This window comes from Edaphocola aurantiacus (genome assembly GCF_019797745.1).
Taxonomy (GTDB): domain Bacteria; phylum Bacteroidota; class Bacteroidia; order Chitinophagales; family Chitinophagaceae; genus Edaphocola; species Edaphocola aurantiacus.
Genome location: NZ_VOSI01000002.1, coordinates 580,304 through 601,446, shown reverse-complemented (window position 1 = coordinate 601,446; position 21,143 = coordinate 580,304). Strand labels below are relative to the sequence as shown.

Genomic DNA, 21,143 nt, shown 5'->3' with positions numbered 1-21,143 from the left:
ACTTAATTGCGAATTATAATTTATGCATATAACATTTAACGTTAGAGGCCGGGATTGACTGTGCGATCCAGCTTTCGGGATACCCTGCGCCTGCGCGTAGAGAACGAACGGGGCCCTGTAAGTCTACCCACAGATAAGCCCTGGATAATGATTGAGAAGATGACTACAAAGTAGGTCACCGTAAGGATCATATTCTTATTGGTATGCTCTGACAGAGATGAGGCCAATGCGATAGAGACCCCGCCACGCAAGCCTCCCCATACAAGAATAAGGATGGACTGCTTGCTCAGCTTTTTATTAAACTTGATCAGCCTGGCCGGGATAATAATAGATATATAGCGGGCAAATAATACAATTACAATCGCAATCACCCCCGGAAGCCAGTACACTTTCCATTCCGGGATCAGCAATACCTCGAAGCCGATAAAGAGGAATAAAATAGCATTCAGGATTTCATCATTCAACTCCCAGAAGCGATCTACATACTCTCTTGACGTTTCGCTCATGGCCTTATCACGACCATAGTTGCCGACAATAAGCCCTGCAGCAACCATCGCCAGCGGACCGGATACATGCAGCTGACCGGCAATCAGGTAGCCACCCATTACAATAGCCAGGGTGATGAGTACATCTACGGTATAATCATCGATCTGCTTGATCATGATCGAGCCTATATAACCGATCACGATACCAAGGGTGATGCCACCCACAGCCTCCTTGATGAATAAAATAGAAATGCCTTTAGGCGTAATATCTACAGCGCTACCCTCGGCAATACCCCTGATCAGGATAAACAGTACCAGGGCTACACCATCATTAAACAGTGATTCTCCGGCAATTTTAGTTTTTAAAGATTGTGATACACTGGTTTGTTTCAGAATGCTGAGTACGGCGATCGGATCTGTAGGAGAAATAAGCGCACCGAAAAGGAGACAGTGCACCAGTGGAATCTGTAAGCCGATAAGCCCCATTCCGAAATGGAATAAATATCCGACAACTAAGGTGGAGATCACGACACTAACAGTAGAAAGTGTCAATACCTGCCACATCTGTTCTTTAAGATCTTTGAGGCGGATATGTATGGCTCCGGCAAACAGGAGGAAGTTAAGCATGGCTCCCATAACCAGTTCGGTAAAATCAAAGCCGGACAAGAGGTTCAGGAAACCAGAGAAGGTTTTGGGAAAAAAGCGGCCTGTGGTTACAAGGCCTATAGAGAACAGCATGGAAATCACCATTATTCCGATCACGGAGGGCAGTTTTAAAAATCGGGCATTGATATATGCAAAAACTGCCGCAAGAACAATTAAGATAGAGAACGAGTAGTATAATTCCATGCTGTTTACAATTTAAAATGATTATCGATAGACTAGTATTTCACTTGGTTTGCTTTCATTCCACAGGCGGTCTGCAGCCGTGATCACGTACTGCGCATGTATAAAGTCAGGATCATCATCCACAAATACATTCTTTTGTGTGATGGCTACCAGTTTGATAGACTTATTCAGATCAACGGTTTCACCTTTATTAAATTTATACACAAGGTATCTCAGCGGCTCTTTACTGGCCGATGGCTCCCAGGTAATGATTGCGGATTTCTGGTTATTGGTTACTTTCAGTGTAGCTCTCGGAGCTGCCGGTGCGGTGTTATCCAGCCAGGGCATAGCCGGTGGAATGGCAATAGAGCCGTAGTACTCAGCCTGTTTTAACTGGTTAGATAAACCTGAACCGATTTTATCAAAACTGGACATGCTGTACATAATTGCACCATCTGCTTTATAGCTACGTTCGGTCTGTACCTGTTTCAGGATCTCTCCGTAACCTTTCCATACCGGCTGTGTCGCATTTACCATACGGTATACGCCCATGCCGATATATAATGCACGCTCTTTACAGAGGCTTTTCCACCAGGGTACCAACACATCATAGGCTGCCAGGCGGTGCCCATGCTCCCAGTACAACTGAGGGGCCACATAGTCTACCCATTTATTACGCACCCATGTCGCTACATCGGCATACAGGTCATCGTAACAGCTGGTTCCATTAGTGGCACTACCCGTAGGGTCCTGCCTGTTGTTGCGCCAGATGCCGAACGGACTGATGCCTACCTTCACATACATCTTCTCTTTTTTTACAGACTTGTAGAGCGTTTCTACAAATTTGTTGATGTTATCTCTTCTCCAGTCATCAATGCTCATGCCGGCACCATACTCTGCAAAGGAGCGCTGATCGTTAAATGTTTTACCGGCAATTTTATACGGATAAAAATAATCGTCTATATGCACCCCGTCTATATCGTATCGTCTCACCACATCCAGTATCACCTGGTTTACATAATTGCGCGCGGCAGGATTCCCGGGATCGAAATAGGACTTGCCTCCATAATGAATCACCCACTCAGGGTGTGTACGGGTTGCATGTGAAGGGGGATTAGGATTGATGGCACTGTTGACCAATGCCCTGAAAGGGTTGAACCATGCATGAAACTCCATGTTTCGCTTATGTGTTTCTTCCACCATAAATGCAATGGGATCATACATCGGGAACGGGGCTACGCCTTGCTTGCCGCTCAGGTATTTGCTCCAGGGTTCCCATTCTGATGCATAAAATGCATCAGCTGCCGGCCGCACCTGTACAATAACGGCATTGAAGCCATTTTCATGCAGGAAATCAAGCCGGTCGATAAACTCTTTCTGCTGCTGTGCGGCGCCAAGTCCGGGTTTAGAAGGCCAGTCTATATTACCGACAGTGGCGATCCATACGGCTCTGAACTCTCGCTTGGGCGCTTCCTGCGCAAAAGAAAAAAACGTAACTAACAGTAAAACAAGGAGATGTAAAGTCCTTAACATATTGCGGAATAGTATATGGGGATGTTCGCGAAGTTACGAAATTCTACCCTTAATGCCCAGCAGTCCACAGCCGCCAGTTCTCCTCGGCTTGCAGTTCCAGCATTTCCAGTCCGTTCTTAACCCTTGCTCCGCGCGACTTTCCCTCTTTCAGGAATGCCGTTTCAGCAGGATTGTAAATTAAATCATAAAGAATATGCTGTGCACTGACCCCATCGTATGGTATCAGGGGCAGATCGGTAATATCGGGGTAAGTACCCAAAGGAGTTGTATTGACAATTAAGCGATGCGCCGAAATAGCCTGTTCGTCAAGATCGGTATAAGTCAGGTGTCCCGAAATGGCATTTCGGCTCACCAGTGTATAAGGTATTGCTAATTGCTTCAGCGCAGCGCAAACCGCTTTCGAGGCACCACCGGTTCCCAATACCAAAGCCTGTAGCGGCTCCTGGGGCAATAATGGCTTCAAGGATGCGGAGAACCCGATGACATCGGTATTATAGCCTTTACGTTTATCTCCGTAGAACTGTATGCAATTGACCGCACCGATATCCAGCGCAGCAGCATCCAGTTCATCAAGGTAAGGAATAATGGCTTCTTTATAAGGTATTGTTACACATAAACCGGCCAGCTGGGGACGGGCATACAACAGATCGTTCACCACATCTATCTCCGGCAGTTCGAATGCCCGAAACACTGCATCAATGGATTCCTGCGTAAATTTTTGGTCAAAATAACGTGGAGAGAAACTATGTGATAAACTTTTGCCGATTATACCGTATTCCTTCATTATATTTGTTTCTGTAAGTAAATGTAGGAAATAATCGGCATGAGGGGCATGAATTCAGACAAGGAAATAATAGCGTTATTACAACTGATCGACGACCCTGATCAGGAAGTATATGAAACCGTATCTCAGAAATTGCTGAGTTACGGAACTGCTGTTGTACCGAAACTGGAAGCCCTTTGGGAAGTATCGGACAGCCCGCTGGCGCAGTCCCGTATCGAATCCCTGATTCATCAGACTTTCTACCAGCAATTGCAGACTGAACTGATTCACTGGTCCAAGGCCAGCAGCCCTTCTGCACTGGAAGCCGCACTGATCATTGCCAAATACCGGTTTCCGGACATGGACCGAGAGGCCATTCTGCACCAGTTTGAACTGATGCGCCGGAATGTGTGGCTGGAGCTCAATAACTTCCTGACCCCGCTGGAGCAGATCAATATCATTAATGGTATTCTGTACAATTTCTTCCGCCTTAAAGGGCATGAACTTACAGAACACAATCCCAATCTGTTTTTTGTCAATCATACGGTGGAAAGCCGCCAGGGCAATGCCATTTCTATCGGTATCCTGTACCTCACCTTATGCGAGATGCTGGATGTGCCTATTTATGCCATAGACCTGCCAGACCAGTTTATACTGGCCTACTTCGATCATGTATATTCTTTTGAAGATATGGATGAGCAGAATGCAATCCAGAGAGTTCAGTTCTTTATAGATCCGGCCAATGGCATGATCTATAACCGGAACGATATTATGATGTACCTAAAGAAGAACGGACAATATGAGCGATTTGCAGCGCTGACTGCATTAGACAGCCGCTCGGTAATCGTCTTGTTACTGGAGCACCTGGCTACTACTTATGATAATATAGGAGAACCGGAAAAAGCAATGGAGATTGAAAGCCTGATTCCCCTGATCCAGGTGCAGCAACCGGAATAGATTATTTAAACCAGCCGCTGTACATTACGTAATTGGTGGCAATGCGGTTGATCTCCCCTTCTGTCAGTTCTGCACTGATATCTTTTACTTTTTTTGCAGGCACTCCGGCAAAAATGCATCCTGACGGTACTTGTGTGCCTTCCAGCACTACTGCTCCCGCTGCAATAATGGTATTGCTACCAATATGTACATTGTCCATTACAATGGCACCCATTCCGACCAGTACATTATCCTCTATCGTACAGCCATGCACGATAGCATTATGTCCGACAGAAACATTATTGCCCATGATCACTTTGGTTTTCTCATAAGTACAATGGATGCAGGCTCCGTCCTGGATATTTACCCTGTTGCCCATACGGATGCTGTTTACATCTCCGCGCACTACGGCATTAAACCAGATACTGCACTCTTCCCCCATAATCACATCTCCAACGATGGTTGCATTAGGAGCAATAAAAACACTTTCAGGAATTTCGGGACTGATACCTTTAACAGGAAGTATAACGGCCATTGGAACAATTATTTTATACAGCTACATCTGCTTTAATATGCGGATGTGACTGGTAGTTTTCTAAAGTAAAATCTTCGAAACGGAAGCTGAATATATCTTTCACCTCCGGATTGATGCGCATGGCTGGCAGATCGTACGGCTCACGGCTCAATTGCAGTTTAGCCTGCTCCAGGTGGTTATTGTACAGGTGTACGTCGCCGAAAGTATGGATAAACTCGCCCAACTGCAGATCACATACCTGTGCGATCATCATGGTCAGTAAGGCATAAGAGGCAATATTGAACGGCACGCCAAGGAATACATCGGCACTGCGCTGGTACAGCTGACAACTCAGTTTACCATTCGCTACATAGAACTGGAACAATGCGTGGCAAGGACTCAGCGCCATATCCGGCAGTTCGGCAACGTTCCATGCATTGACAATAATACGTCGGCTGTCCGGGTTTGTTTTCAGCTGGTGTATCACATCTTTGATCTGGTCATACACTTTACCATTTGCACCTTCCCAACTGCGCCATTGCTTACCATACACGGGACCCAGGTCACCGTTAGCATCTGCCCATTCATCCCAGATACGCACCCCGTGCTCTTTGAGGTATTGAATATTGGTATCGCCATTCAGGAACCATAATAATTCATATATAATCGACTTCAGGTGCAGTTTCTTTGTTGTCAGTAAAGGGAACCCTTTATTCAGATCAAAGCGCATCTGATACCCGAAACAGCTGATGGTGCCGGTACCGGTACGATCTTCTTTCTGTACGCCGTTGTCCAGTATATAATTCAGTAAAGTATGGTATTGCTGCATGATGTAAAAATGTATACAAAAGTACAAAAAAACATGACCCGTTGGTTACGGGAAAAGACATGAATGATGCTAATGTTAAATTATACCGCTGCCGGCACCAGAAGCAATCAATGCATTAACTTTACTATCATATAATCTTTAACCTCTTAAAAAATAAATTATGTCTGAAGAACTGAATAACCAGGATGCCCCTAAAGAAGAAAACCTTTGGGATAAATTAAAAAACAAAGCTTCTGATGCATGGGAAGCAACGAAAGATGCCGCAGAACAGGCACGTGACAAAGCGGAAGACCTGCTGGACGCTGCAAAAGACAAGGCAGAGGAAGCCTGGGATAAGACAAAAGATATGGCCGGCGACCTGAAAGATAAAGCAGAAGATGCATGGGATAAAGCAACCCATAAAGATGAAGACAAACCGGAACAAGATAAAAAAGCCTGATATAAAGTCATTTAAACAGCGCGCGGAAGAACTCCGTGCGCTGTTTATTTTTAAGGGGTTTCTTTGCATAAGTTTAAACCATTTGCTAAAATTGTAGTCCTATACGGGACATCTGAAATACACCACAGATAAACATTGTATTTTTACACCCTATAAAATCATGATCTTTATGAATCTTATTACCAAAACCGCAATGATTGCCGGTGCTTTTGCACTGATCGGTTCTGCTGTTTTTGCACAGACTGCAGATGATGCTCTTCGATATGGAATGCTGACAACCGGAACTACTGCCCGCTCACTGGCGATTGGTGGTGCTGCAGGCTCTTTAGGCGCAGACTACTCTGCTGCCAGTGTTAACCCGGCTGGATTAGGTGTATACAGACAAAGTGAATTTACGATTACTCCTTCGCTGAGGATGAACAATAACTCCAGCAGCTACCTGGGTGAAAATACAACTGACGAGCGCACGGCACTGAAGCTGAGTAATGCCAGCCTGGTATTCAATAACAGTCGCAACAAGAGCGGCTGGAAAGGAGTAACCTTCGCGATCGGCTTTAATAAACTGGCCGATTTCAATAATAATGTAACCTTCAGGGGGATGAACGGCAACAGCTCTTTCTCTGAAGTATTTGCCGAAGCGGCACAACTGAATGGAGTAGAAGAGTCCGCAGGCCCTTACGGTTACCTGGGCTACCAGTCTTACCTCCTGGACAACAACCTGAAATCAGTTCCATACCGCAATGTCATTGAGCAGGGCGGCCGCTTAGATCAGATGAAAACCTCCAGCAGCAAGGGTGCCGTTAATGAATATACCTTCAGCCTGGGTGCAAATTATGAAGATAAGTTCATGGTCGGCGGTACGCTGGGCATTACTTCATACCGCTTTAAGCGCATCACCGACTTCATGGAAGCTGATGCTACCGGCATTAACAGTAACGGATTTGACCGATTCACGTTCAGAGAAGACCTGCAAACCACAGGTGTGGGTGTAAACGGTAAATTCGGGATGATCTTTGCGCCGGATAAGGCTTTCCGCATTGGTGCAGCTATTCATACCCCAACATGGATCTCTCTTACCGACTATGCAGATTATAATATCGTAGCTAATGTTGAAGATGGTACAGGCAATCGTACCGTAGTACCGCAAAATATCTATCAATACGAATATACCTTAAGAACACCATGGAGAGGTGTACTGAGTGCTACCGGATTTTTCGGTAATAAAGGGTTTATTACTGCTGATTATGAATATGTCCCTTACCAGACTATGTCCTACCGCTTCAACGGTAACACAAATTACCAGATTGATGTAAACAATTCCATTAATCAATTGTACCGCGGTGCCTCCAATATAAGAGTGGGTGCTGAATATAGAGTAACTTCACCATTCTCTGTAAGAGCTGGCTTTGCGATGTATGGTAACCCATATAGCAGTAAATACAGCGATCTGGGCAGCAACCGCACAGACTATTCCCTGGGCCTTGGTTACCGTTTCGGCAGCAGTGCCTTCCTGGACCTGACTTACCTGTACAGCACTTCTTCTTATAAAGAGAATGCTTATGTTGTAAGTGGTGTGACTCCGGATGTTGCCGCTACTAAAACAAACCGCAATATTGTTGCACTTACTTTAGGGTTCAAATTCTAAACATAATCATAATATTTTTATAAATATAACGGAGGGTGATAAACGTATTATCATCCTCTATTTTTTATTCCGGAATATGCCCCTTATCTTTGTCCAATCATTTAAATAAGTAAAATTCTTAATAATGGCAGCAGTATATAATGATGCTAACTTCGAACAAGAAGTATTAAAATCCGACAAACTTACCGTTGTGGATTTCTGGGCTCCATGGTGTGGTCCATGTCTGGCTTTAGGACCTACTATTGACGCTCTGGCTACTGAATTTGAAGGCAGAGTAAACGTGGGTAAAGTTAACGTAGACGAAAACCCTAATCTGTCTGTAGAGTATGGAGTAACCAGCATTCCATGCATTCTGTATATCAAAAACGGAGAAGTAGTGGACAAACAAGTTGGTGCCGCTCCTAGATCTGCTTTTGAGAAAAAAATTCAGCAACACCTGTAATCTAATCAGGATGTAAAGCATTTTTAAACTCAGGCTCTTCCTTAACCGGAAGGGCCTTTTTAAATTAATATAGATATGGAAACGTCTTTTCTGAAAAACAGTATTGTGCTTTTCGAGTATTATAAAACCCTGGGAGAAAAAACAGTTCAACAGATCGATCCCGAACAATTATTCTGGCAGGCGAACGAGGATAGCAATAGTATAGCGCTGATCATACAGCATCTGCATGGCAATATGCTGTCCCGCTGGACCGACTTTCTCACTACCGACGGAGAAAAGGAATGGAGAAACCGCGATAGTGAATTTGAGACTACCGACCGTAACCCCGACAACATAATGCAGCAATGGAACGAGGGCTGGAAAGTACTGCTGGACACCTTAAATGCACTTACCGATGCAGACCTGAACAAGACCGTCTATATCCGCAGCCAGGCGCACAGTGTCATGGAGGCCATTCAACGGCAGATCGCCCATTATGCTTATCACGTTGGTCAAATCGTATTCCTGGGTAAAATGCTGAGTAAAGAATGGAAATCTTTATCTATTCCTAAAAACAAATCTTCAGACTTTAATACTCATTTCAGCAAGGAACAAAACCAGGGAAATAACTTCACAGACTACCTTAAAAAGAAAGATTAACTTTTTCCTTACAAAATATATTGATTTTGTTAATTTTTACCGAAAAAATTATTACTTTTCCAGTATATAAATTAAACAACAATGAAATTTAATATGCTTAAGACGGCAATAGCCTCAGCTATCCTGCTTGCCGGATGTGCTGAAGCTCAAGCGGGCAACGGCTTACCTAACTTTCTGAAACGCTGGGAAATAGGATACTCTTACTCAATGGCTAACGCTACCTATCAAAGTACTGAAACCATTAAAGATGGTGGATCAGGAAAAGAATTTACACGGGATATCAGCCAGAATGTAAACAGTAAATTTGGTTATGGCGGCTTTGCCGGTACCTATATACCAATGGCACGTCTTGGCGGACATACTTTGCTGGCCTTAGGCATCGATTATGCATACAATGCTTATATGTGGGATTATAAAGTTCCTGAATTCAGTGGCTTTACCACAGATGAGAACGGAAATGTAAACGGTGTTACTTATAGTGATCCGATGTTCGGATTCTCTGCAGTATCTGTACAAATGGCACTTCCGGTAAGTCTTGATCTGAAATTCGGAGGCGAGGCTACCCTGGAAAAATACAGCCGCTGGACGGGTACCTTTGGTGCAGGTGTTCACCCTTCACTGAACATGACTGTAGATTACGGCAGTGGCGGATTCGGCACGGGCATTACCCCATTTATAAAGGGTGAAGTAGGCCTGAAAGCCGGTATCGTATTCAAGTTAAGAGCACAGTATGCTTTTGGTAACATTCCATTCTACGAAAAAGGAAATAATCTGTTCAATATACCTGGCTTACAGAGCAACAGCCAGCTGACCGGTAAAAACGCATTTACTTTATCACTGGTTATCATGCCATTCTCCTTCAACTGGAAAGAAGACGGATGGTGGAATGATCATCATTAACTTTTTCTGCTCATAAATAGTTTTTACGCCATTCTCCTGTTCAGGAGAGTGGCTTTATTTTTGATCTGATATCTTTGTACGATTATCGACCATAACACGTTATTTCTTTAATTGATTTTTATATGACCAGACACTTGCGCACGACCGCACTTTGCTTGTTTTTTCTCCTGTGTACCATACCATCTTTTTGCCAGGATATCTCCGGGTCCTGGGCGGGCACTTTAAAGATTCAGAATATTGCACTGGACCTCATTCTCAATATTAAAAAAACGGATACCGGCTATACGGCCTCTATGGACAGTCCCGACCAGGGCGCCAGGGGCATACCGGTCAGCAAAGTCGCTTTTGAACAAGGGGTATTGCAGTTATCTATTCCGGCTATTATGATGGAATATAAGGGTACCCTGAATGTAGGCGGAGATAAGTTCTCCGGCACATTTTCCCAACGCGGACAAACGATACCATTGGACCTGGAGCGGGATAAAACCCTGACCAAAACAAAACCGCAAACACCTAAAACACCATACCCGTATTATACAGAAGAGATAACCTTCGAAAATAAACAGGCGGGCATTAAACTGGCAGGAACATTGTCTATGCCATCACAGAAGGGCACTTATCCGGCTGTAGTACTGATCAGTGGCAGCGGGCCGCAGGATAGGGATGAAACGATCTTAGGTCATAAACCATTCCTGGTGCTGGCCGATTTTCTGACCCGTAACGGTTTTGCTGTACTGCGCTATGATGATCGGGGAACGGCCGCATCCGGAGGTGACTTCAAAGCAGCCACCAGCCGCGATTTTGCAGATGATGCACTGGCTGCTGTACAATACCTGGGTAAGCGAAAAGAGATCAATAAAAAGCAGATTGGCCTGATTGGTCATAGTGAGGGAGGGGCCATAGCGCCAATGCTGGCTGCTCAATCGGCGAATATTGGTTTCATAGTTATGCTGGCGGGACCAGCGATGCCGGGCTCGGAATTATTATTACAACAGCAAAAAGCCATTGCAGCTGCAGAAGGTATACCTGAAGCACAGGCTGAGGAGGCAAACCGCATCAACAGTGCATTGTATGATATTGTGGTGCGCAGCAAATCAGAAGAAGAGGCGGACAAAGAGTTAAGTGCTTACCTTAAGGTAGCCCTCAAACTGCAGCCCACAAACGATTCTGCACAGCGCATAAGCCAGGATGCGACCGTACGCAATTATGTTTCTGAGCTAAATAATCCCTGGATACGCTTTTTCCTGAAATACAATCCAGCAAAGGATATTGCGAAGGTGCAATGCCCGGTACTGGCATTGTACGGAGAAAAAGATGTACAGGTTCCGGCCAAAGCCAATGCTGAAGCGCTTAAAGAGGCTATGCAGCAGAGTAAAAATGAAAAAGTATCTATACTGGAACTACCCGGCCTGAATCACTTATTCCAGGAAGCAAACACCGGTGCACCATCTGAATACGCTACAATAGAGCAGACCTTTTCACCTAAAGCGATGAATGAAATCCTGAACTGGCTACGCTACCAGGTAAACCATAAATAAGACTATTTTTCTTGAAATCCCCGAAATCCGGACAATAAACGGCCGGTTTTCGGGGATTTTTTTATTGTGGGTACAGATAAATTGAATAAATTTTTATATAGAACTTAATAACATATCTATAGAAATATAGCCATCAATCGTTAAAAAATATATATAAATATGATATCATAACGATTTCCTGTTAACCAATTTTTAGCCCGTAACACGCATGTATACTGCTATTTTAGGCCCTTCTAAAATCAATACAGTATGTGTAAAATCTCAACTAAAGCACTTATGTGTGCTACCGTATCCTTAATGGCCTTACAGGCTCAGGCAGCCATGACCAAGTTCCTTCCTAACACCTATGTCTCCTTGTCAAAAGCAGGAGACAACACCGCGGCGAAGACCTATTATATCGGCACTTCTACGAATCCTGCAGCGGCCACATTTACCCTCAGCGCACCATTTACCCTTCCCTATAATGTGAACGGGATTGGGTTGAATCCTACCGACAGTCTCTTATATGGCGCCACCTGGGTAGGCACTGATAATACTATTGGTAACAGCATGGGTGTAAGCCTGTACCGTATAGGTGCCAACGGGCAATACCAGGATATGGGTCTGCTTCCTACTCCTGGCGCACAAACGCTGGAATATGTAAACTTCTCAGCCGGTACGATCTATAACGGAGCATACTATTATACCACCTATGGCTTTACTCCTACCGGTGTGGCAAAACTAGCAGCAGCACAGAGTACAGGATTATCGCCCAACCTGACAACGGCTGATATTAAAGGATACCTGTGCTGGCTCAATAACGTAGCCGGTCTGAGCCCAAGCCCGGGAACAACCGTGGCAAGCTTATCAGGGTATTATCAGCTGGATTTCAGTAATCCGAGCCTTACAGCAGCATTGCAAAGCTTCCTGGACCAGATCAACAGCAGCTTCCCCAACATATTCAATGCTGACGGTGGTATACAGGACATTGATATCAACCCTGCAAACGGGCTGGTTTATGCCTATATTTCCTATCCGCAGGGTGGTACAACTGTAGGCCGTCCGGTGGTATTTAATGCTCCGGTCAGCGGGGTGTCCAGCGTTGTTCCGGTGGGCAGTACTGTAAATACGGCACCCGGGCAGGAAACAGCGGGCATTATGTTCGATCCGGGAGGTAGTTTGTACAGCTTATTCACGACCGGCGATTATGCAGGCGTAAATCTGGGTACAGGAGCATTAACGAATATGACAATGAGCAATGTGCCGGTCAGCGGCGGCAACCTGCGTGGCGATCTGGCTAAAGCCTTTACAGCAAGTCCTTTACCGCTGGATCTGATGTCTTTTAAAGCAGCGCGGAAAGACGGTACAGTTGCTGTTCAGTGGAAAACCACAAAAGAAGAGGGTGTAAAAATGTATGTGCTGGAGTATAGTACCGATGCCAGAAACTGGCAGGAACTGGATCGCCAGCAGGCACTGTCTATGGCGCAGACCCACAGTACTTACGAGTACAGCTATACGCAGAACAATCCGGCGCAGGGCATTAATTACTACAGACTGAACATGATAGATCAGGATGCTGCGCACCGATATAGCAACATCGTTCAGGTAATGCTCAGCGGCAATAATACGGATCTGTTATTATACCCTGTACCGGCAACGAATACACTGTACCTGAATAGCGGAAAACAAAACATACGTACGGTATACATTTATGACCTTTACGGACGTAAAGTGCTTACTGCAAACGGTACATCTGCAGTAGATCTGAGCAGACTGGCCGGAAGCACGTATATACTGGAAGCAGTGTATGAGGATGGCAGCAGCAGTAAAAAACAGTTTACCAAACAATAAACTGAGCAGACTGGCAAGAAAAAAGCAGCGGCAATTGCCGCTGCTTTTTTGATATGAAGTGAATGACAATCTTGATAGAAGTAGCCACAAAATATGATTACACTAAATGTTCGGACAACTGCTCAATAGAGAGTTGTTGCTGCTCACCTGTAGTCATGTTTTTCAGATTGATCACCTTTTGAGCCAGTTCTGTACTACCTACGATACCTACATAAGGAATCTGGCGTTTATCGGCATACTTCATCTGTTTATCAAATTTAGCAGCATCGCTGTACAACTCGGCAGAAATACCCTGGCCTCTTAAACGGGACAGATAAGACAGTATAGTCGTTTCAGCCTCCGGCTCTATGTTTACAAACAGGATGCGGGTGGTTACATCTACATTTTCGGGGAATAGATTCAGCTCTGTCATTACATCATAGATACGATCGATACCGAAAGATACACCTACACCAGACAAGCCTTTTAATCCGAATAAACCGGTAAGGTCATCGTAACGGCCGCCGCCACCAATACTGCCCATTTTTACAGCAGTAGTACCCACTTCCACAATTACTCCGGTATAGTAGTTCAGACCACGTGCCAGGGTAAAGTCTACCAGCACTTCGCTGGTCCACTCACCGCGTTGCAGCTGTGCCATATATTTCAGTGTCGTACGCAGTTCCGCGATACCCTGCTGTGCAGTTGCACTATCCTTAAGCAATGTTTCCATCGCTACAAGACGTTCTTCTGTACTTCCCGAAATGTTCAGATAGTTTTGGATATAGTTTACTTTATCCGCTTCCAGCCCACGTTCGGTTAGCTCTTTGGCCACACCATCCCAACCGATCTTATCCAACTTATCGATAGCGACTGTAATGTCGGTCAGTTGCTCCGCAGCACCGCAGCATTCTGCAAGTCCTGCCAATACTTTACGGCTATTGATTTTCACTTGTATCCCCGGCACATTCAGGCGGTGAAATGCATCCTGGTATATACACAGCAACTCCGCTTCATTCAGCAGGGAATTACTGCCTACCACATCAGCATCACATTGCCAGAACTCGCGGTAGCGGCCTCTCTGAGGGCGATCTGCGCGCCATACGGGTTGCATCTGATATCGCTTAAAAGGGAAGGCCAGGTCATTCTGGTGCATCACCACATAACGGGCAAACGGTATGGTCAGATCGTAGCGTAAAGCACGTTCCGTAACGGTTGTAGAGCTGTAGGGCTTACTCAGTATTTTATCCCATTCCTCATGCAGTTTAGCCTGATCTTTCTTTTCATGTAATCCGTTGTTCAGGATTTTAAAGATCAGTCGGTCTCCCTCTTCGCCATACTTACCCATAAGGGTGTTCAGGTTTTCCATAGAAGGAGTTTCCAATGGCTGAAACCCGTACACTTCAAATACCGATTTGATGGTATTGAGTATGTACTGGCGACGCCGCACATCAGCAGGCGAAAAATCACGCGTGCCCTGAGGAATTGAAGGTTTCATCTATAATTGTTTATTGAATACGGGAGCAAATTTAACCCTAATTGCCTGAATGAAAAAGTAGTAGAATATTCTGTTTTTCCGGCTACTATTGTGTGCTATTTCTGTTACCTTTGTTTCTTTCCAAACCAAAAAAACTAAGATGATGCAGATTTCTTCATTCGTCGACCGATTTTCCGAACCACAAACTTTACTCATGGCCAAGCTGGGTCGCGAACTGGCGGCAAAAGGGGTTAATGTAATTAATCTGAGTCTGGGAGAACCTGATTTCGACACACCGCAACATATCAAAGATGCGGCAAAGAAGGCATTAGACGATGGCTTTACCAAATACACACCAGTAGCGGGTTTTGCTGACCTGAGAGCAGCAGTATGCCATAAACTGAAAAGAGATAATAACCTGGAGTATACTCCGGAACAAACGTTAGTATCGACAGGCGCCAAGCAATCTCTGGCCAATGTGATACTTGCTACCATCAATGCCGGTGATGAAGCAGTAATTCCTACTCCTTACTGGGTTACTTATTCGGCCCTGGTAGAAATGGCGCAAGGTGTATGTAAGTTCGTATCCTGCGGCATTGAAGATCATTTTAAAATTACTCCGGCAAAACTGGAGGCTGCCATTACGGACAAAACCCGTTTGTTTATTTTCTCTTCTCCATGTAATCCTTCCGGTGCAGTATATTCCAAAGAAGAATTAGCGGGTCTGGTTGAGGTGTTCAGAAAATATCCCAATATCACTATCGTGAGCGATGAGATCTATGAATACATCAATTATGTGGGTAAGCATGAAAGCATTGCCCAGTTTGAAGAGATCAGAGAACAAGTGGTACTGGTCAATGGTTTTGCGAAAGGATTTGCCATGACTGGCTGGAGACTGGGTTATATTGCCGCTCCGGTAGCTATGATAAAAGCCTGTGAGAAAATACAGGGTTCCTTTACTTCCGGCACCAACTCTATCGCACAGAAGGCAGCAGTGACGGCTCTTTTGTCAGACAATACACCTTCTATGGAAATGGTGAAAGCCTTCCATGAAAGAAGAGATTTCTTTATTACAGAGTTGAATAAAATAGAAGGTTTTAAAACATTGGTTCCGGAAGGGGCATTCTATGCATTCCCGGATATTTCTTATTATTTTGGCAAGAAAGATGCGCAGGGCAATGAGGTGAACAATGCTGATGACTTTGCTTTATTCCTGCTCAATGTTGCTCATGTAAGCGGGGTAAGCGGTGCGGCCTTCGGCAATGATCAGTGTATTCGTTTTTCTTATGCAGCATCAATGGCGCAGATCAGCGAAGCAGTACAAAGAATCAAAACAGCACTGGCTACATTATCATAAAAATTTTCATTGCAATATAAAAAGGAGCGGGTCTGCAAATGCAGACCCGCTCCTTTTGTGTTAATATTCAAATCACTATGGGTTTATCCGCATTTGGAGCTACCACAGTCTTTACAGGTCAGGCAACCTTCCTGATACTGTAAATTATTTCCGCCACAGTTAGAACATTTGGCTTTTTGTGCCGTTACGCCATCCGCGATATAACGCTTCAATGCCCTGGCTACACCATTCTTCCAAGTGTTGATATTGTCATCTAATTGCAGACCGTTGATCAGGTCTACCACTCTTTCGATAGGCATGCCATGACGTAAGGTACCGGAGATCAGCTTAGCGTAGTTCCAGTATTCCGGATCAAATTTATGCGAAAGGCCTTCGATTGTGGTTTTGTATCCTCTCTGATTCTGGAACTGGAAGTCATAACGGGTATTACCATCTTCATCCTTGTTTTTGATGATCAGGCCTTCATTTACCCATCTTGGAATCAGGATACCATCATCATCATCAGACAGACCGGTAAAGATTTCATAAGGCTTACCATCAATCAAACCGATGAAGGCAATCCATTTTTCACGATTATTCTGGAAACGCACAACGTCTGCATCCAGTGTTTCAGGGCGTATTGTCGGGAAGATACGGCCATCTGCACTATCATCCGGATCATCGCTTATCTCATTATTATTCGATTCTTTCTTCTTATCATCAGCAGCAATCAGTACACCGCTACGGCTACCATCACGGTATACGGTAACGCCTTTACAACCGCTTTTCCATGCTTCCATATACAGCTCACCAACCAGGTCTTCTGTTACATCGTTCGGCATATTGATGGTTACGCTGATGCTATGGTCTACCCATTGCTGGATTGCGCCCTGCATACGTACTTTGGCATGATAATCCACATCATTTGAAGTGGCTTTGAAGTATGGAGATTGCTCTACCAGTTCGTTCAGCTCTTCCTGTGTGTAATTTTTACTGATATCATGTCCGCTTATTTCCATCCATTTTTTAAAGTTGTGGTGGAATACAATATATTCTTCCCAGCTATCACCTACTTCATCCACAAAATCAACACGCACATCTTTATCATTCGGATTCACTTTTCTACGGCGCTTGTACACCGGCAGGAATACAGGCTCAATACCGCTGGTGGTCTGAGACATCAGGCTGGTCGTGCCGGTAGGAGCGATGGTCAGTAAAGCAATATTTCTGCGACCATATTCTGTCATTTCAAAATACAGTTCCGGATCAGCTTCTTTCAAACGGTTGATAAACGGATTATTTTTTTCTCTTTCCACATCGAAGATCGGGAAGGCTCCACGTTCTTTAGCAGTGTACACGGAACTGCGGTATGCTTCCAGGGCAACGATTTTATGTACTTCTGTAGAGAAAGCAATACCTTCTTCGCTACCGTAACGGATGCCTAATGCAGCCAGCATATCACCTTCGGCTGTGATACCGATACCGGTACGACGACCTTCCTGTGCTTTATGATAGATATTGTCCCAAAGTTTACGCTCAATACGTTTGATCTCTGCATCTTCCGGATCTTCATCGATTTTCTGCTGAATCACAGATACTTTTTCCAGTTCCAGGTCGATGATATCGTCCATCATACGCTGTGCAGCGTGGATGTGTTTCTTAAACAGATCCCAGTCAAATTTCGCTTCAGGAGTGAATGGGTTTTCTACGTAGGAATACAGGTTGATGGCCAGGAGACGACAGGAGTCATATGCACATAAAGGAATCTCTCCGCAAGGGTTGGTAGATAATGTCTTATAGCCCAGGTCTGCATAGGTATCCGGTACAGATTCACGGATAATAGTATCCCAGAATAAGATACCCGGCTCTGCCGAGCGCCACGCATTATGTACAATTTTTTTCCACAGATCACGGGCATTTACATCTTTTGTAAATACAGGATTTTCACTGTCAATAGGATATTGCTGACGATAAACGGTTCCGGCTTCTACGGCTTTCATGAAGTCATCGGTAATTCTTACCGAAACATTGGCACCGGTTACTTTACCCTGCTCCATTTTAGCATCGATAAATGCTTCAGAATCCGGATGTTTGATGGATACAGAAAGCATTAGTGCTCCACGGCGGCCATCCTGCGCTACCTCACGGGTAGAATTGGAAAAACGCTCCATAAACGGAACCAGACCGGTTGAAGTCAGTGCCGAGTTCTTAACCGGAGAGCCTTTAGGACGGATGTGAGACAGGTCATGACCCACACCACCACGGCGTTTCATCAGCTGCACCTGCTCCTGGTCTACTTTCATAATACCGCCGTAAGAATCGGAATTTCCGTTATTACCGATTACGAAACAGTTAGACAAGGAAGCGATCTGGTACGGATTACCAATACCGGTCATCGGACTACCCTGAGGAATGATGTATTTAAAATCTTTAATAAGATCATATACCTCATCTTCACTCATCGGATTGGTATAATTTGCTTCAATACGGGCAATTTCCGAAGCAATACGACGGTGCATATCAGCCGGAGATTTCTCATAAAGATTCCCGTAAGAGTCTTTTAATGCATATTTATTGAGCCACACACGTGCAGCAAGATCGTCACCTTTGAAATAGGCCAAACTGGCTTCGAAAGCTTCTTCTTGTGTATAAGTGACCATAGCAGAAGTGGATTCTTTTACGTTCATATTAAAAATATTTTGAAAGGTTAGTCGAGTTGAAGTTAAAGCCAAAACTATAAAAACTAAACATTCTAAACAAGAGAACAGAACATAGGTTATCAACACATATTTATAACTTATTAATTTTCAATATATTTTTTTGATAATTAATGATTTCAGTTGAAATTTTTGTTTAAATATATAACCAAAAAATATTTTTCAGAGTCGAAAATTTTGCGTATATAACATTAAGAGAATTTCAATATATTAATGCCTGATGGCGAAAACTACTCCCATATTATCTTTTTTTCTGTAAGCAGGTGCCAGTACCGCTTAGGAACATGTTGCTGATGCAATTTCGGATTTTTGCGGGCTGCTATATTCGTACTTTTAAAATAATCTCTCCAGAGCGTAGCATAAAGTGTTTCATCCTCATCCATTTGCACAGGCTTATCCGGCAACATATGATCCGACAAATCCTCCGGCAATTTGCGGATATGATGCACCTGGTCTGTATCATACAGTACACCATACTGTCGCTTCTGATCATATATAATCCAGGGCTGATCTGCATACCGGTTTTTAAAGAATGTAATGATCAGAGGTATGACATTAAAATCCGGTGCTATCCGGGCAAAGTACATTCCGTCTTCACTCTTCTCAAAGCGGATAAAAGCTTTCATCCGATGCTTCTCCCGTTCAACTTTCTTTGCCGTCTGGGAAAGCAATAGTATTGCTGCATCTCCGAAATTCCGCAGATCTACCTGGCCTGCAAACAAGCGCACAAGCACCATAAATAAAGTATGGTGCACTTCGGTAAGTTCGGACAGGAAAGCACAGTACATGATCCGTTGCCAAGCGGCATCAGCCTTAGTCTGTATGCCATTCCATACTCTTTCCGATTTTGCATTGCTGCTGTACACGGTATGCGCCTCCTCAAATAAAGCCTGCTGCGCCTGATCTGCAGGAAGCAAGCGGGAAACATCATGCCTGTATTCAAACCGGTCAAATACTGCAGACAACAATCCTTCGAAGCTTTTATCAAACAGGTAGATCATCAGAAGAGGCTTAGCTGAGTGGAAAATGCAGGGGCATATTTACTTTTGCCCAGGCTCAGAATGCGGGATCTTACCTGGTGCTCCTGCAGCGACCCTAAGCCAACAGGCGTATCTGCACAGACAATAAAGTACTGTGCCCGGTTATAGGCAATCCCCAGCTTGCGCAGCTGATCGATCCTGAGCCGGCCGAACTTTCGGGCTTCGAGTATTTTCTGTACAGACTGCCGGCCAATTCCGGGCACCCTCAGGAGGCTCTGAAAATCAGCGGTATTAATGTCTACCGGGAAGCAGTGCATATTGCGCAGTGCCCACATCAGCTTCGGATCTACCTGCATATCCAGGTCCGGATGCTTTTCGTTCAGCAACTCATGCACATTAAAGCCATAAAAGCGCAGCAACCAATCAGTCTGGTACAAACGATGCTCCCGCATCAACGGAGGCTGTACCACTGGCAGCACATCATCCATGCGAATAGGAATATAGCCGCTATAATAAACCCGCTTAAGGGAAAAGTTTTTGTAATAGGCCGATGCGGTATGCATGATCTGCATATCGTTTTCAGGCGTAGCACCGATCACCATTTGTGTACTTTGCCCGGCGGGCACAAACTGAGGCACATGCTTTATCAGCTTTCGTTCTTCACTGAACTGTTGTATTTTATTTTGTACAATTCCCAAAGGGCGCTTTACGGCCTCATGGCTTTTTTCCGGTGCCACCTTTTTCAGCCCTTCTTCCGTAGGCATTTCCAGATTGATGCTCATCCGATCTACGTAAAGACCGGCTTCATTGATGAGCTCCTCGCTGGCGCCGGGTATTGTTTTCAGGTGTATATACCCATTATAGCGCTCTTCTGTGCGCAGCTTTTTTACAATTTTCAGCAATCGCTCCATTGTATAATCGGCATTTTTAAAAATGCCCGAGCTCAGGAACAGCCCTTCTATATAGTTTCTGCGATAGAAATTCATCGTCAGTTCCACTACTTCATCGACGGTAAAAGCCGCTCTTTTAATATCATTGCTGCTGCGCGATACGCAAAAGGCACAATCATATATACAATAGTTCGTCAGTAAAATCTTAAGTAAGGATACACAGCGTCCATCTTCCGTATAGGTATGACAAATTCCGTTTGAGGCATCTCCGATACCCTTATCTGTATTTTTTCGCTTACTGCCGCTGGAACTGCAACTCACATCATATTTAGCCGCATCGGCCAGTATACTTAGTTTTTCCCTGATCCGCTCCATAGTATCCTCCTTGATTTTGCGGGCAAAATAAGCAGAGCATACGACAAGCTGTGACGTAGTATAAATAT

18 protein-coding genes are annotated in these 21,143 nt (G+C 44.5%); 9 read left to right on the top strand and 9 right to left on the bottom strand.

Annotated elements, in window-relative coordinates:
• Window positions 1-41: 41 nt before the first annotated feature.
• From FTD44_RS07135 to FTD44_RS07125, 3 genes are read right to left on the bottom strand one after another with little or no spacing between them, the layout of a single operon-like run.
• Window positions 42-1,334: a cation:proton antiporter gene (locus FTD44_RS07135; RefSeq protein ID WP_222165804.1), complete on the bottom strand. Its 1,293-nt coding sequence runs from the start codon at window positions 1,332-1,334 to the stop codon at window positions 42-44.
• Between the two features lie 21 nt (window positions 1,335-1,355).
• A complete protein-coding gene (locus FTD44_RS07130; RefSeq protein ID WP_222165803.1) occupies window positions 1,356-2,846 on the bottom strand; it encodes a glycoside hydrolase family 10 protein in 1,491 nt (496 codons plus the stop codon).
• A gap of 49 nt (window positions 2,847-2,895) precedes the next feature.
• The gene (locus FTD44_RS07125; protein WP_222165802.1) at window positions 2,896-3,630 is read right to left on the bottom strand and encodes a shikimate dehydrogenase family protein; all 735 of its coding nucleotides are present in this window, start codon (window positions 3,628-3,630) and stop codon (window positions 2,896-2,898) included.
• A gap of 48 nt (window positions 3,631-3,678) precedes the next feature.
• Here FTD44_RS07125 and FTD44_RS07120 point away from each other — a divergent pair, with 48 nt between their 5' ends.
• Entirely contained in the window at window positions 3,679-4,566 is an 888-nt protein-coding gene (locus FTD44_RS07120) for a transglutaminase-like domain-containing protein (RefSeq protein ID WP_222165801.1), read from the top strand.
• Between the two features lies 1 nt (window position 4,567).
• Here FTD44_RS07120 and FTD44_RS07115 read toward each other — a convergent pair whose 3' ends face one another.
• Both FTD44_RS07115 and FTD44_RS07110 read right to left on the bottom strand, forming a co-directional pair.
• The gene (locus FTD44_RS07115; RefSeq protein WP_129020383.1) at window positions 4,568-5,080 is read right to left on the bottom strand and encodes a gamma carbonic anhydrase family protein; all 513 of its coding nucleotides are present in this window, start codon (window positions 5,078-5,080) and stop codon (window positions 4,568-4,570) included.
• 13 nt (window positions 5,081-5,093) lie between these two features.
• Complete coding sequence (locus tag FTD44_RS07110) at window positions 5,094-5,888, bottom strand: thymidylate synthase (protein WP_222165800.1); 795 nt, start codon at window positions 5,886-5,888, stop codon at window positions 5,094-5,096.
• 160 nt (window positions 5,889-6,048) lie between these two features.
• On the opposite strand from FTD44_RS07110, the gene FTD44_RS07105 reads away from it, so the two are divergent.
• The 7 genes from FTD44_RS07105 to FTD44_RS07075 all read left to right on the top strand — a co-directional run bounded on the left by FTD44_RS07105 (window position 6,049) and on the right by FTD44_RS07075 (window position 13,321).
• Window positions 6,049-6,327 carry a hypothetical protein gene (locus FTD44_RS07105; RefSeq protein ID WP_222165799.1) on the top strand — a complete coding sequence of 93 codons (279 nt, stop codon included), beginning with the start codon at window positions 6,049-6,051 and terminating at the stop codon, window positions 6,325-6,327.
• 169 nt (window positions 6,328-6,496) lie between these two features.
• The gene (locus FTD44_RS07100; protein WP_222165798.1) at window positions 6,497-7,972 is read left to right on the top strand and encodes an OmpP1/FadL family transporter; all 1,476 of its coding nucleotides are present in this window, start codon (window positions 6,497-6,499) and stop codon (window positions 7,970-7,972) included.
• 124 nt (window positions 7,973-8,096) lie between these two features.
• Window positions 8,097-8,414, top strand: coding sequence for a thioredoxin (gene trxA, locus FTD44_RS07095; RefSeq protein WP_129020379.1), 318 nt, complete (start codon window positions 8,097-8,099; stop codon window positions 8,412-8,414).
• A 75-nt stretch (window positions 8,415-8,489) separates the two neighbouring features.
• Window positions 8,490-9,053, top strand: a complete 564-nt coding sequence (locus FTD44_RS07090; protein WP_222165797.1) for a DUF1572 family protein — start codon at window positions 8,490-8,492, stop codon at window positions 9,051-9,053.
• A gap of 81 nt (window positions 9,054-9,134) precedes the next feature.
• Window positions 9,135-9,953, top strand: coding sequence for a hypothetical protein (locus FTD44_RS07085; protein ID WP_222165796.1), 819 nt, complete (start codon window positions 9,135-9,137; stop codon window positions 9,951-9,953).
• Window positions 9,954-10,075: 122 nt separating this feature from the next.
• Window positions 10,076-11,491, top strand: a complete 1,416-nt coding sequence (locus tag FTD44_RS07080; RefSeq protein ID WP_222165795.1) for an alpha/beta hydrolase family protein — start codon at window positions 10,076-10,078, stop codon at window positions 11,489-11,491.
• A 249-nt stretch (window positions 11,492-11,740) separates the two neighbouring features.
• Window positions 11,741-13,321: a T9SS type A sorting domain-containing protein gene (locus FTD44_RS07075; protein WP_222165794.1), complete on the top strand. Its 1,581-nt coding sequence runs from the start codon at window positions 11,741-11,743 to the stop codon at window positions 13,319-13,321.
• Between the two features lie 97 nt (window positions 13,322-13,418).
• Here FTD44_RS07075 and hisS read toward each other — a convergent pair whose 3' ends face one another.
• Window positions 13,419-14,798: a histidine--tRNA ligase gene (gene hisS, locus FTD44_RS07070; protein ID WP_222165793.1), complete on the bottom strand. Its 1,380-nt coding sequence runs from the start codon at window positions 14,796-14,798 to the stop codon at window positions 13,419-13,421.
• Between the two features lie 139 nt (window positions 14,799-14,937).
• Between hisS and FTD44_RS07065 the strand changes: the two genes are divergently transcribed.
• On the top strand, window positions 14,938-16,134 hold the full coding sequence (locus tag FTD44_RS07065) for a pyridoxal phosphate-dependent aminotransferase (protein ID WP_317196831.1): 1,197 nt from the start codon (window positions 14,938-14,940) through the stop codon (window positions 16,132-16,134).
• A gap of 83 nt (window positions 16,135-16,217) precedes the next feature.
• On the opposite strand, the gene FTD44_RS07060 is transcribed toward FTD44_RS07065, so the two are convergent.
• From FTD44_RS07060 to FTD44_RS07050, 3 genes are all read right to left on the bottom strand, one after another.
• Complete coding sequence (locus FTD44_RS07060; RefSeq protein ID WP_222165792.1) at window positions 16,218-18,800, bottom strand: adenosylcobalamin-dependent ribonucleoside-diphosphate reductase; 2,583 nt, start codon at window positions 18,798-18,800, stop codon at window positions 16,218-16,220.
• A gap of 260 nt (window positions 18,801-19,060) precedes the next feature.
• Entirely contained in the window at window positions 19,061-19,831 is a 771-nt protein-coding gene (locus tag FTD44_RS07055; protein WP_222165791.1) for a TIGR03915 family putative DNA repair protein, read from the bottom strand.
• Complete coding sequence (locus FTD44_RS07050; protein WP_222165790.1) at window positions 19,831-21,075, bottom strand: putative DNA modification/repair radical SAM protein; 1,245 nt, start codon at window positions 21,073-21,075, stop codon at window positions 19,831-19,833. The genes FTD44_RS07055 and FTD44_RS07050 overlap by 1 nt, the downstream gene beginning before the upstream one ends.
• Between the last annotated feature and the right edge of the window lie 68 nt (window positions 21,076-21,143).

Coding starts and splice junctions, on each gene's coding strand:
- trxA (WP_129020379.1), top strand. CDS start 8,097: ATGGCAGCAGTATATAATGATGCTAACTTCGAACAAGAAGTATTAAAA.
- FTD44_RS07055 (WP_222165791.1), bottom strand. CDS start 19,831: ATGATCTACCTGTTTGATAAAAGCTTCGAAGGATTGTTGTCTGCAGTA.
- FTD44_RS07090 (WP_222165797.1), top strand. CDS start 8,490: ATGGAAACGTCTTTTCTGAAAAACAGTATTGTGCTTTTCGAGTATTAT.
- FTD44_RS07130 (WP_222165803.1), bottom strand. CDS start 2,846: ATGTTAAGGACTTTACATCTCCTTGTTTTACTGTTAGTTACGTTTTTT.
- FTD44_RS07065 (WP_317196831.1), top strand. CDS start 14,938: ATGATGCAGATTTCTTCATTCGTCGACCGATTTTCCGAACCACAAACT.
- FTD44_RS07115 (WP_129020383.1), bottom strand. CDS start 5,080: ATGGCCGTTATACTTCCTGTTAAAGGTATCAGTCCCGAAATTCCTGAA.
- FTD44_RS07135 (WP_222165804.1), bottom strand. CDS start 1,334: ATGGAATTATACTACTCGTTCTCTATCTTAATTGTTCTTGCGGCAGTT.
- hisS (WP_222165793.1), bottom strand. CDS start 14,798: ATGAAACCTTCAATTCCTCAGGGCACGCGTGATTTTTCGCCTGCTGAT.
- FTD44_RS07075 (WP_222165794.1), top strand. CDS start 11,741: ATGTGTAAAATCTCAACTAAAGCACTTATGTGTGCTACCGTATCCTTA.
- FTD44_RS07050 (WP_222165790.1), bottom strand. CDS start 21,075: ATGGAGCGGATCAGGGAAAAACTAAGTATACTGGCCGATGCGGCTAAA.
- FTD44_RS07125 (WP_222165802.1), bottom strand. CDS start 3,630: ATGAAGGAATACGGTATAATCGGCAAAAGTTTATCACATAGTTTCTCT.
- FTD44_RS07105 (WP_222165799.1), top strand. CDS start 6,049: ATGTCTGAAGAACTGAATAACCAGGATGCCCCTAAAGAAGAAAACCTT.
- FTD44_RS07110 (WP_222165800.1), bottom strand. CDS start 5,888: ATGCAGCAATACCATACTTTACTGAATTATATACTGGACAACGGCGTA.
- FTD44_RS07085 (WP_222165796.1), top strand. CDS start 9,135: ATGAAATTTAATATGCTTAAGACGGCAATAGCCTCAGCTATCCTGCTT.
- FTD44_RS07120 (WP_222165801.1), top strand. CDS start 3,679: ATGAATTCAGACAAGGAAATAATAGCGTTATTACAACTGATCGACGAC.
- FTD44_RS07060 (WP_222165792.1), bottom strand. CDS start 18,800: ATGAACGTAAAAGAATCCACTTCTGCTATGGTCACTTATACACAAGAA.
- FTD44_RS07100 (WP_222165798.1), top strand. CDS start 6,497: ATGAATCTTATTACCAAAACCGCAATGATTGCCGGTGCTTTTGCACTG.
- FTD44_RS07080 (WP_222165795.1), top strand. CDS start 10,076: ATGACCAGACACTTGCGCACGACCGCACTTTGCTTGTTTTTTCTCCTG.